This is a genomic window from Bifidobacterium sp. LH_450, from assembly GCF_056356715.1.
The window spans coordinates 38009-50090 of record NZ_JBKEUU010000006.1 but is presented as its reverse complement, the minus strand read 5'-3'; the positions used below and the strand labels follow the sequence as shown (position 1 = coordinate 50090).

The window sequence follows — 12082 nt, the reverse complement described above, 5'->3', positions numbered from 1 at the left end:
GGGCGCCTGCCGTAGTATTGATAACGTTGTTGATACGTTGAAGCAAGTGGCATGAGGATGTCGTAATGCTGTATTTTGAGCGCCCAATCGCTGGCATTGACCATACGCAGGGCACGATGTGCGGGTACGTTCCCGCCAATTCGCCGGAAATCGACCCGCAGCGGCGCCGTCCGGCCATCGTCATCATTCCCGGCGGCGGCTACGAAATGACCTCCGACCGCGAAGCCGAGCCGATTGCGCTGCAGTACCTCGCTGCCGGCTACGCGGCGTTCGTCGTGCGGTATTCGGTGAAGCCGTCGCGCTATCCGACGGCGCTGGTGCAGGTAGCGCAGGCGCTGAGACTGATCCATGAAAACGCGGAGAACTGGCACGTCGACGAATCTAAGATTGCGCTGCTCGGCTTCTCCGCCGGCGGCCACCTGGCGGCGAACGTCGCGACGACGGCCGGCGACGACGACCTGCGGCAATTCGGCTACGATCCGGACGCGCTGCGTCCGGCGGCGCTGATGCTTTCGTATGCCGTCATCACCTCCGGCGAGCACGCCCACCGCGGCAGCTTCGACGCGCTGCTCGGCGAGCTCGCCGACGACGAAGCGGCGCTCGCGGCCGTATCGATCGAGCGCCACGTCGACGCCAAGATGCCGCCAGTGTTCCTATGGCATACGATGACCGACGATACGGTGCCGGTCGAGAACGCGCTGCTGATGATCGAGGCGTGCAACGCCGCCGGCGTGCCGATTGAAGCGCATCTGTATCCCACCGGAGGGCACGGGCTCGCGCTGGGGACCCAGGAAACGGCGTGGCAGGGCACCGCAGGCATCGAACCGGCTGTGCAGAGCTGGTTCGAACTGTCGCTCAACTGGCTGGAGCGGACGCTATGACCGTACGGGATTCGAGCGCTGCGGAAACGCTGGATGTTTCGGAAGCGCCGGTTCAAACGGTGCCGGCTACGCTGCCGGACGAGACGCTGCCGGCGTGGGAGGAACTGGTCGCGGCCGCGAACGCCGGTCCCGAGCCGAACGGCTCGACGGTGGCGGCGCAGCTGCTCGCGGAGGGCGGCGCGCGCCAGGAGGTCGCCGAAGCGGAGCAGGGCGTTCCGGTGCGTTCCGGCGCGATGCCGACCGGCAAGCGGCGCAGGATGAGCCAGGAAGAACGGCACCTGCAGATTCTGCGCGCGGCGACGCGCATCATCGCCGTCAAGGGGTTCTGGGGCATGAGCCTGCAGGACATCGCCGACGATATCGGGCTGAGCGAAGCGGCGCTCTACCACTACATCGCGTCGAAGGACGACCTGCTGAACATGGTGCTGTCGGAAAGCTACGACACGACCGAATCGAACGTGTTCGCCGCCATGAACGCCTCGATGGTCGGCGCGGACGGCCGGCGCCTGTACTTCTTCCCGCGCTATTGCCTCAACACGGTGATCTACAACGCGCAGCGCCCCGAAATGGTGCAGCTGTACAGCGTGCTGTCCGGCGAGGCGCTCAACCCGGAGCATCCGGCGCACCAGTTCTTCGCGGGGCGGCACCTGCGCAACTGGGAAATGATCGGCTCGATGAACTGGGCCCTGCCGCCGGGCGTCGACGAGGAACGCTTCTACGACCTCTACACGCTCGCTACGAGCGCCATCGACGGCATGCAGTCGCGCTGGCTTGCCGACGATTCCATCCGCCCGGTGGAGGAGTGGGTCAGCTTTTCGTCGGTGATTTTCCCGGCCGACGTGTGGGCCGGCTTCCGCGACCCGTCGGAAGCGGCGCTGGGCTAGAATCCAAGATTTTGCTCTGTCGCAGGTTGCGGGCCGGTACCGTTGCGTTCCGGGCGGTACCGGCCCGTTCCGGCTGCCGCTAGATCCAGCTTTCCAGCCACATGTGGGCGAGCCAGAAATCGTACGGTACCGGCATGCCGGTCCAGATCGGGTAGAAGAACACGGACACGAGCAGGCATACCCCGAACAGCGCGCCCCATACCGTCCAGTACACGGCGCCGTCCGCGGCCTTGCGTATTTCGTTGACGACATAGCAGATCGCGAGGATCATCCACGGCAGGATGACGATGGAATAGAACGTGAACGTCGTGCGGTTCAAATACTGCGCCCACGGCAGCCAGCCGCCGATGAAGCCGATGGCGACGGCCCAGATTTTCCAGCACTTCTGATGCCGCGCCAGCTTGATGATGGCGAGCACGATGGCGGCGATGGCGCACAGCGAGCCGATCCACCAGATCAGCGGGTTGCCCAGCGACGTGACGGCGGCCACGCACTGCGTATCCGGCGACAGCGAGCACAGGGCGGGGTGGCCGCCGATCTTCTCCCAGTAGAAGCTCGTGGGACGCAGCTGCAGCGGCCACGTCAGCGGATTGGCCTTGTAGGCATGCCACGCGTCCAGCGTGGTGTGGAATTGCCACATCTGCCGGTGGTATTCGACGAACGAGCGCAGCCCCTCGGGCAGCCACTGGATGCCCTGGCCAGGGTGCAGCTGGGCCCAGTCGTGCATGTACGAATCGTCGTGCAGGAACCAGTTCGTCCAGCACGCCAGATAGGTGGCCGCGTACGCCGGCACCGCGTACGCCATCGTCACGAGCGCCTCGACGATGCCGCCGCGCAGCCACCGGTAGTAGCCGGCCTGCCGGCGCATCCAGGCGTCCCATACGACCGACAGCACGAAGAACGCGGCGAAGAAGTAGATGCCCGACCATTTCACGCCGGTCGCGCACCCGAGCAGCACGACGGCGCCCAGCCGGTACGGGGAGAACGCCAGCGACGGGCCGCGGGCGTCCAGCAGCATGCCATAGCGCTTCATGCGGCTCGGCGTCCAGCGCGCCGTGCGCCGGCGGCTGTCGGTGGCGAAGGCGGCGGCCAGCCGGCGCTTGGCCCATTCGCGGTGCATGAGCAGCAGCGAGAACGCACCCAGCGCGAACACCATGATGAAGTTGTCGAGCAGCCCGGTGCGGCTCATCACGATGCCGACGCCGTCGATCGACATCAGCAGGCCGCCCAGCATCGCCACCGACACGTTGTGGAACAGCCGCAGCAGCACGCGGATGAGCAGCAGGATCGCGACGGTGCCGGCGATGGCGACGGCCGCGCGCCACGCCACGACGTTGCCGGCGCCCCCGAACAGCTTGAGCCCCAGCGCGATGAGCCATTTGCCCAGCGGCGGGTGCACGACGTATTCGGCGGTCGGCAGCCAGTGGTCGGTGTCGCCGAACGCGAACAGGTCGTTGACGGCGATGCTGGCCGACTGCGCACTGTTCGCGCCGACGAGCACTTCGTCGGGCCAGTTGCGCGCCTCGCCGGTCATCAGCATCGTGTAGGCGTCCTTGACGTAGTAGGTTTCGTCGAACACGACGGCGCGCGGCTCGCCGAGCCGCCACCAGCGCAGGAAGCCGCCGAACAGCGTCACCAGCAGCGTCAGCGCCCACACCTGCCAGCGCTTGAGCTTTGTGACGATGCGGATCGGCGCCGCCCAGCGCCCCGGGGTGCGCCCCGCGCGCCCCGTGAGCTTCGGCGATTTGCCTTCCGCCGGCTTGCTCCCCGGCAGTTTCGCAGTCAGGCTCGCCCCAGCCATGCCAGCCTCCCTTGGATTGAATGCCCGACGGTTGCCAGTTGCGTGGGTCCATCGGGTTCATTGGTCGATGCAGCAACAGCATAGCGTACCCGGCTTGGCGCGGCAGGTCCCGGTAGGCGGCGAGGATGGGATTCATGGAAGATTGCACACCCGGCCGCGTCGTGCTGGCGGCCACGCCCATCGGCAACGACCAGGACGCTTCGGCGCGCCTCGTTTCGCTGCTGGAAACCGCCGACATCGTCGCCGCCGAGGATACGCGCCGCCTGTTCGCGCTCGCCAACCGGCTTGGCGTGCACGTCAACGGCAACGTCGTCACCAACCACGACCACAACGAACGCGGCAAGGCGGACGGCCTGCTCGACCAGGTCGAGCGCGGCGCCACCGTGCTGGTCGTCTCCGACGCCGGCATGCCGACGATCAACGATCCGGGGCTGGCCATCGTGCGCCGCGCCATCGAACGCGGGCTGCCCGTCACCTGCGCCCCAGGCCCGTCGGCCGTGCTCGACGCGCTTGCGCTCTCGGGGCTGCCGACCGACCGCTTCTGCTACGAGGGGTTCCTGCCGCGCAAGGGCTCGGAGCGCAAGGCCCACCTGCGCTCGCTGCAGGGGGAGCGCCGCACGATGGTGTTCTATGAAACGGTCCACCGCATCGCCGAGGCGATGGCCGACCTGGAGGAAGCGTTCGGCCCGGACCGTCCGATGGCGCTGTGCCGCGAGCTGACAAAAGACTATGAGGAGATTCGCCGCGGCACCGTCGGCTCCATCCGCCAGGGCGTCGCCGACGACCCGCCGCGCGGCGAAATGGTGCTCGTCGTCGGCGGCGCCAGCGACGACGAAGCGGCCGCCATCGCCGAACGTTCCGGCGCCGCGCTGAGCGTCGAGGAACTGGCCGAACTGGCGATGCAGCGCAGCGAAGCGCAGGGGCTGCGGATCAAGGACGCCATCGCCGAAACGGTCGCCGAACACCCGCTCGCCGACGGCACGCTGGCGAACAAGAAGCAGGTCTACGCGGCCGTGCTGGCGCGCAAGTAGCTACGGGCGCCGGTACTCGTCGTAGGAGGCGAACAGCAGTTCCAGCGCCTCCTTCACGCCCGGGCCGCCCTGTTGCGAAACGTACTCCAGCAGTTCCGCCGTCGCCGCTGGGTTGGCGACGAGCCAGCGGCGCAGCTGCGGCGCATAGGTGGCAATATGCCACAAGATTTCCGGTTCCGTCGCCGGGTCGCACGCCACCAGCGGCGTGAGCTTCACCGGAGGCGCCGGCGGCAAGCCGGCGATGCGACGCGACGCGTCGCACTCCGCCGCTGGAAGGCGCCTGCCTGGGTGCCGGCGTGCGATTCGGTGCCGTCGGGCGGGACCGTGCCGGCGTCGCGGGGTCATGCGGCGTTCTCCATCGTGTCGGTGAGGGCGGCGCCGTCGCCAATCTCGAATTCGCGAAGCAGCGCCCGCGCCTGCGTGCCGTTGCGCAGGTAGCGAATGCGCTCGAGCAGCTCCAGGCAGTCGCCGACGGTGATATGGAAGGCGTCGAGGATCTTGCGGGCCTGGGCGTCGAGGTTTTCGGAACGCACCTCGTCGTACGGAAGCAGCAGCAGGTCGCAGACGGTGCGGCACGGCGTCGTCAGCTCGAGCGGCCCGAGCATGACGCGGTCCTCGCGCGGCACCTGCCGGTTGAAGGAGCGCAAGGGGTGGCCGCAGATCGGCGCATGGTAGGTCGCCTGCGTCAGCAAGTCGATGACCGGAGGAAACGGGCCGCCCGCCCATACCCAAGCCGCCGTGCGCGCGCAGGCCGCCACGCCCTGCGGCAGCAACTCGGCGGCAATCGCAGCCCTTCCGTACAGCGAAGCACCATCGGCGGTGCGGTACGCCGTGCGGTCATCGAGGGGCTCGAGGATTCCGGCGCGGATCAGCATCTGCATGCTCATCGGGCCCGGCAGTCGCTTCAGCCGCACCAGCGCGGCGTGGGCGCCGGCAGGCGGCGGTGCGGCGCCGGACGGCTCGAACCGCTGCAGCGGCGCCGGCGGCTCGTCGCTCCACGACGGCAGAGGGGAGGCGGCGAACCGTTCCGCCGGCAAATCGAACAGCGTCGGCTGGTCGCTCCGGCCGCTGGAGGCAGGCCGGGCGGAAGGCGGCGCGGGAGCGGTGCCGGAGCTGTCCGCGGGGCGTGAAGAGGCGCGAGATTCCATAGGCTCCGAGGGTAGGGGAGGCGTTTCGCGGGGGTCAAGATTGCCGGTGGAATCTGTGCATATGTGGATAACGGGCGCCGTTATCCACCGGTTGTCCGCAGCGGCGGTTTTCGCCGGAATCTTCCGGCCCGAACGGCGCTTGGGCGCCTCTCGCAGGCAGCGGCCATCTTTGCGCAACCGTTCGTAGCCGTTGGAAGGCGCCCACGTCCTTGCTGAACCGGATAATCGGACATTATGAGTCATATTCTGGTGAGCGTTGCATGGCCGTACGCAAACGGCCCCCGTCATATTGGCCACGTTGCAGGATTCGGCGTCCCCTCCGACGTCTACGCGCGTTACGAGCGCATGAAGGGCAACGACGTGCTGATGGTGTCCGGCACCGACGAACACGGCACCCCGATCCTCGTCGCAGCCGACAAGGAAGGCATCAGCGCGCAGGAGCTGGCGGACCGCTACAACCGCGTCATCGCCAATGACCTCAACAACCTGGGCCTGAGCTACGACCTGTTCACGCGCACCACCACCGGCAACCATGAGAAGGTCGTGCAGGAGCTGTTCCGCCAGTGCCTCGAAAACGGCTATATCTATAAAGGAACGCAGCAGGTGGCGATTTCGCCGTCCACCGGCCGCACGCTGCCGGACCGCTACATCGAAGGCGAATGCCCGATCTGCCACGCCGAAGGCGCGCGCGGCGACCAGTGCGACAACTGCGGCAACGAGCTGGACCCCGACGAGCTGATCAACCCGGTGTCGAAGATTAACGGCGAAACGCCGATCTTCCAGGAAACCGAGCACTTCTTCCTCGACCTGCCGGCGCTCGCCGAAGCGAACCTCGCATGGCTCAAGACGCGCGAAGGGTGGCGTACCAACGTCATCAACTTCTCCACCGGCCTGTTCAAGGACGTCAAGCCGCGTGCCATCACCCGCGACATCGACTGGGGCATTCCGGTGCCGGTCGAAGGCTGGATCGACAACCCCAACAAGAAGCTGTACGTGTGGTTCGATGCCGTCATCGGCTACCTAAGCGCGTCGATCGAGTGGGCGCGGCGCAAGGGCGACCCCGAAGCGTGGCGCAAGTGGTGGAACGACCCGTCCACGCCCGGCTACTACTTCATGGGCAAGGACAACATCACGTTCCATTCGCAGATCTGGCCGTCGGAAATGCTCGCCTACAACGGCGCCGGTTCCAAGGGCGGCGAAACCGGCCCGCTCGGCCCGCTGAACCTGCCCGAGCAGGTCGTGGCGTCCGAATTCATGACGATGGAAGGCAAGAAGTTCAGCTCCTCGCGCGGCATCGTCATCTATGTCAAGGACATCCTTGAACGCTATCCGGTGGACGCGGTGCGCTACTACATTTCGGTGGCCGGCCCGGAAAGCTCCGATTCCGACTTCACGTGGGCCGAGTTCGTGCGCCACAACAACGAGGAGCTGGCCGCGTCGTGGGGCAACCTCGTCAACCGCGTCGCCAACCTGATCCACAAGAACTTCGGCGAAATCCCGCCGTTGGACGAAGCCGAGATGACCGACGAGGACCGTGCGCTGCTGGAACGCGCCAACGCCGCGTTCGACACCGTCGGCGACCTGATCGAGCACCACAAGCAGAAGAACGCCCTGCATGAGGCGATGGCGCTGGTCGGCGACATCAACAAGTACATTTCCGCGACCGAGCCGTGGAAGATCAAGGACAACCCGGCGCGCTTGGGAACCGTGCTGCACGTCGCCGCGCAGGCCGTGTCCGACGCGAACCACATGCTGGCGCCGTTCCTGCCGCACTCGGCGCAGAAGGTGTGGGAGGCGCTCGGCGGCACCGGCACGTTCTCGCCGCTGCCGCACATCGAGGAGGTCGAGGACCTCGACAAGCCCGGCTTCACCTACCCGGTGATCACCGGCGACTACGTGCTCGGCGAGAACGTGCACCCGTGGCAGCGCGAGGAAATCATCGTCGGCGCCCCGGTCGCCAAGCCGTCGCCGATCTTCGCGAAGATCCCGCCGGAAGCCGTCGAGGAAGAGCTCGCCCGCTTCGAAGCGGAACTCGCCGCGCGCCGCGAAGCCGAAGCCGCCCGCCTGGAAGCCGAAAAGGCGAAGCTCGCCGAGTAGCCGCCGTTGGCCGGCCCCGCGTCCGCAACCTGACGCTGCCTACGCAGCGCGGCGGCGCCCGCGACACGCCGAAGCGCAGGAAAAACCTCCCTTTTTCGGGAGGTTTTTCCGTACCGACACGCCGTTATTTTTCTGCTGGAAGCTCAAGAATGCAATGGTTTCCCGGTAGAACGGGGGTACGCAGTCGGCTGCGGGGCGTTGGTATGGTAATCTTGAAACCGTTGGAATTCCAACGGTTCTCGTGGATAACGGAACTTCGGGACAGGGGTGTGCAAAGGCGGTTACAGCTTCTTCACAACGCCCACAGGGTTCTTTGAGGACGGAGTATCGTTCTTTTAAGGGTCAAGAAGTTTCATAATACATGTCGCCAGTTCGCAAGACCTAGCGGCGAGGTTCTTCCTGAGAACCCCATAATTGAACCCTTCTTCTCTCTTCTCTCTCTCAGCCGGGGGCCTTCTCTCCCCCGGCTTTCTCTTTTCTTAAGCACCCCGGCAATCTCGTTCCCCTCTACGTTCCAGTCGGTGGCGCCGTGTGAGCGACTGGAATGTAGGCGGTTTGATACGTTCCAGTCGCTGGGGGCGCGTCAGTGACTGGAACGTAGATTGTCCGATATGGTCCAGTCGGTGGGTGGGGTGGCTTGGCGGCTGGTTGGCGGGTTGCGGAACGCTGTTGGCGAGAACGTGGGGCGAGAGGCGCCGCGCGGCTGCATAATCAGACATGACAGTGCATTGTGAGGGGGAAACGGGGAGGGGAACGCGATGAGCGATCCAGACAAGAATCTTGGCAAGAGTTTCGACGCAACCAACAGCGCAAATTCCAGCACGAATGCGGGGGCGGCCGGCAGCAAGGGCGCCGCGAAGAATTCCAGCGCGAACGGCGAGCAGATCGGCATGGCGACCGGCGATCTGGGGATGCTGCCGGAAGGCGAGCAGCGCGATATCGAGGAACTGACGGCGCCGGACCCGACGCAGCACGAAACGAAGTGGGCGACGTACCGCAAGCTGCCGAAGAACTACCGCTGGCCGTACTTCTACCGGCATTTCTTCTGGCCGATCATCGCGGCGATCCTCATTACCGCGGCGATCGTGGCGTTCGTCGTGCATATCTTCATCACGCCGCATGGCCAGGGGCTTTCCGTCGCCTATATCAATATGGAGGAAAGCAGTTCGCAGATGGCCGAACTCAAAGACGGCTACGTGAAGGCCGAGGACGTCAACGCGAAGCTCGTGTCGATGGACAACGGCTTCTTCCTCGACTCGACGAACCGCGTTTCGGCGGAAGGTTCCGACAACGACCTCGAGACGATGATTTCGGCGAACTCGCTCAACACCCTGGTCGGCCCGAAGGCGACGATCGAGGCGCAGGCGAAGCGCGGCTTCGTCGAGCCGCTGGAAAGCGCGCTGACGGCATCGCAGCTGAAGAAACTGCAGGACGAAGGGGCCGTGGTGAAGGTCGCCAACGGTTCCGGCAAGGAAATCAACGGCGCGCTCGACCTGTCGAAATCGGCGAAGTGGAAGGCGACCGGCGGTCTTGACGGCGCCGTTGTCGGCTTCGTCAACGTCAACGAAAGCGAGTACGTCAAGAAGTTCGTCGACTACCTGTTCGACCTGTAGCCTTCAGCGTTCTTTAAGATTTGAGATTCCCGGCGGCGCAATTTGCGTTCTTTAGACGCTTCCTGCGGCGCCGGAAACGTCCACGGCCGGCCGTTTTGCCTAGGCAAGCGGCCGGCTGTGGCGTATTCTTAGCGATGGGACGACGAAATGCCGGCTGCAGCGCTGCCGGCCGGAACGCGAGGGGGCGGAAAAGACGATGGACGTCATCAAGCGACAGTTCAGCAACGGAGTGCCGCAGGACGGCAAGCGGCTGGTGCCGGATGCGTGCGGGCGCATCGTATGGGGCAACGGCGTCATATCGATGGTATTCGACGTGACCGAGGGGCGCCCGGTGACGCTGGCGGGGCTGTCGGGGCGCGGCATGGAGCCGGCCGACGCGATGCTGCAGGGCGAACCGGATGCGCAGCCCATCGTCGAGGTCCGTTCCAGCCGCACGTCCGGCGCCGACAACCGCCTGAAGCTGGCGCATTCTGCCGCCGGCCTCGAGCTGCGCTTCGACGGCGCGTACCAGTACGATCCGGACGATTCGGCGCACGTCGGACAGTACCGGCTGGCGATTGTGCAGCGCGACGAACGCGAAAACCTTACCGTCGTGTCTATCTTCGACGCGTTCAAGTACATCAGCGCCGTGCGGTGCTTCACCGTCGTGCATTGCGACGAGCCCTATCCGCTGGAAGCGGTGTCGTCGTTCAACGTGACGCTGCCGATTGCCGAAGCGGGCCTGAGCGCGCAGGATGCGCGCATATTCTGGGCCGACAGCTCGTGGGACCTGGAAAACCAGTGGCACAGCGCGCCGTTGCGCGACACGACGCTCGGCGACCGCAACCAGCGCATCAATCCCGGCTGTTCGTCGGCGCGGTTCGCGCGGCGCGGCACGTCCACCTGGTCGACCGGGGAGTACCTGCCGTGCGGCATCGTCGAGGTGGGCGGGGGCCTGGAGGAACGTAAGGAAGCTTGCGAGGCTGAGACGGCGACGGGAGCCGTGCCGGCCGCGGACGGCGGCGTGGCGCAAACGGACAATCTTGAGGCCGCAGCGCTGGAAACCCCGGTGAAGCGCGAGCCGTTCTCGTTCATGTGGCAGGTGGAGAACAACGGGCCGTGGGAGTGGGAAATCGGCGAAGACGACCCGGGCCTGCGCGTCAGCGCCTACGGGCCCGAATACGAAGACCACCAGTGGTTCACCACGCTGGGGCCGGGACGCGATTTCGTGACGGCGACGGCGACGTTCGCCATCTGCGCCGGCGACTGGCAGCAGGCCGTTGCCGAAATGACGATGAAGCGCCGCGCAATGCGCGAAGTCAAGGCGTTCGAGCTGGGCCGCTCCGAACAGATGGCGATCGGGCATACGCAGGTCATCTACAACGACTATATGAACACGCTGTTCGGCGACCCGACGGCCGAGAAGGAGCTGCCGCTCATCGACGGCGCGGCCAAGGTCGGCGCCGACGTGTTCTGCATCGACGCCGGATGGTACGACAGCACCGACGGCGGCTGGTGGGACACGGTCGGCGAATGGCTGCCGTCCACGAACCGCTTCGGCGAAATCCGGTTCGCCGGGCTCGTCCACGATATCCAGTCGCACGGGCTGGCCGTGGGCCTGTGGCTCGAGCCGGAAGTCATCGGCGTCAACTCGCCGATGGCCGATGCGTTGCCCGACAGCGCGTTCTTCCAGCGCCACGGCGAACGCGTGGCCGACCAGGGCCGCTACCATCTCGACTTCCGCTCGCCGGACGCCCGCGACTACGTGACCGGCGTCGTCGAGCGGCTCATCGACGAGTTCGGCGTGCGCTACTTCAAGTTCGACTACAACACCACGCCCGGCGCCGGCACCGACTACCGCGCCGAATCGGCCGGAGCGGGGCTGCTCGGCCACTGCCGCGCCTACCAGGACTGGCTGGACGCGCTGCGGCGCGCGCATCCGGACGTCATGATCGAGAACTGCGGCTCGGGCGCGATGCGCGCCGACTATGCGATGCTGACGCGCCTCGACCTGCAGTCGACGTCCGACCAGTGCGACCCCGTCGTCTACGCGGCCATCGCCGCCGGAGCCGGCATGTCGGTGCTGCCGGAGCAGCAGGGCAACTGGGGGTACGCGCAGCCCGACATGGACGACGAGACGGCGGTGTTCACGCTGACGGCCGGCATTCTGGGGCGCCTGTACCTGTCCGGCTTCATCGGGAAGATGGACGGCCAGCGGCTTGCGCTCGTCACCGAAGCCGTAACGCTCCACCGCGCCGTGCTCGACCAGCAGCTGCACCTGATGCCGTGGTGGCCGGCCGGGCTGCCATCGTTCCGCGACGGCTGGCTTGCGTACGGGCTGCGCCGGGACCTGACGATCAGCGACGACATGTGGCCGCAGGAAGCCGAAGAACTGCGGCAGGGCAATCTTGACGACTACCTCGCCGTATGGCGCCGCGAAGGCGACGCGTCGTTCGAAATGGAGCTGCCGGAAGGCGCGGAAATCTCCCAGATTTTCCCCGCTCCCGGCGCCGGTTCGAACGCGCCGCAGGCCCCGGCGTGGCGCATCGAGCGCCTCGGCGGCGGCCGCGTGCGCTTCACCGCCGCCACGACGGAAGAACCCAGCGCAAGGATCTTCCGCGTACGGTACGCGCGCTGAACGGAACGCC

The 12082-nt window shown here is 66.3% G+C and carries 9 protein-coding genes; 6 read left to right on the top strand and 3 right to left on the bottom strand.

The features are described from left to right. The first annotated feature begins 65 nt into the window (after positions 1–65). Positions 66–881: an alpha/beta hydrolase gene (locus tag AC1AXT_RS08195; protein WP_476542036.1), complete on the top strand. Its 816-nt coding sequence runs from the start codon at positions 66–68 to the stop codon at positions 879–881. Then, the gene (locus AC1AXT_RS08190; protein ID WP_476542035.1) at positions 878–1765 is read left to right on the top strand and encodes a TetR/AcrR family transcriptional regulator; all 888 of its coding nucleotides are present in this window, start codon (positions 878–880) and stop codon (positions 1763–1765) included. Before AC1AXT_RS08195 ends, AC1AXT_RS08190 begins: the two co-directional genes overlap by 4 nt. Positions 1766–1844: 79 nt before the next feature. Here the strand turns inward: AC1AXT_RS08190 and AC1AXT_RS08185 are convergent, their stop codons facing one another. Beyond that, positions 1845–3566, bottom strand: coding sequence for a dolichyl-phosphate-mannose--protein mannosyltransferase (locus AC1AXT_RS08185; RefSeq protein ID WP_476542034.1), 1722 nt, complete (start codon positions 3564–3566; stop codon positions 1845–1847). Positions 3567–3700: 134 nt separating this feature from the next. Here AC1AXT_RS08185 and rsmI point away from each other — a divergent pair, with 134 nt between their 5' ends. Continuing rightward, the gene (gene rsmI / locus AC1AXT_RS08180; RefSeq protein WP_476542032.1) at positions 3701–4597 is read left to right on the top strand and encodes a 16S rRNA (cytidine(1402)-2'-O)-methyltransferase; all 897 of its coding nucleotides are present in this window, start codon (positions 3701–3703) and stop codon (positions 4595–4597) included. Here the strand turns inward: rsmI and AC1AXT_RS08175 are convergent, their stop codons facing one another. Continuing rightward, the gene (locus tag AC1AXT_RS08175; RefSeq protein ID WP_476542030.1) at positions 4598–4831 is read right to left on the bottom strand and encodes a variant leucine-rich repeat-containing protein; all 234 of its coding nucleotides are present in this window, start codon (positions 4829–4831) and stop codon (positions 4598–4600) included. It lies immediately after the preceding gene. A gap of 107 nt (positions 4832–4938) precedes the next feature. After that, positions 4939–5745 carry a hypothetical protein gene (locus AC1AXT_RS08170; RefSeq protein WP_476542029.1) on the bottom strand — a complete coding sequence of 269 codons (807 nt, stop codon included), beginning with the start codon at positions 5743–5745 and terminating at the stop codon, positions 4939–4941. Positions 5746–5979: 234 nt separating this feature from the next. On the opposite strand from AC1AXT_RS08170, the gene metG reads away from it, so the two are divergent. The 3 genes from metG (at position 5980) to AC1AXT_RS08155 (ending at position 12072) form a co-directional block, all read left to right on the top strand. Further along, the gene (metG, locus tag AC1AXT_RS08165; RefSeq protein WP_476542027.1) at positions 5980–7842 is read left to right on the top strand and encodes a methionine--tRNA ligase; all 1863 of its coding nucleotides are present in this window, start codon (positions 5980–5982) and stop codon (positions 7840–7842) included. Between the two features lie 758 nt (positions 7843–8600). Next, a complete protein-coding gene (locus AC1AXT_RS08160; protein ID WP_476542025.1) occupies positions 8601–9455 on the top strand; it encodes a hypothetical protein in 855 nt (284 codons plus the stop codon). Positions 9456–9651: 196 nt separating this feature from the next. Further along, the gene (locus AC1AXT_RS08155) at positions 9652–12072 is read left to right on the top strand and encodes a glycoside hydrolase family 36 protein (protein ID WP_476542023.1); all 2421 of its coding nucleotides are present in this window, start codon (positions 9652–9654) and stop codon (positions 12070–12072) included. Positions 12073–12082: the final 10 nt, after the last annotated feature.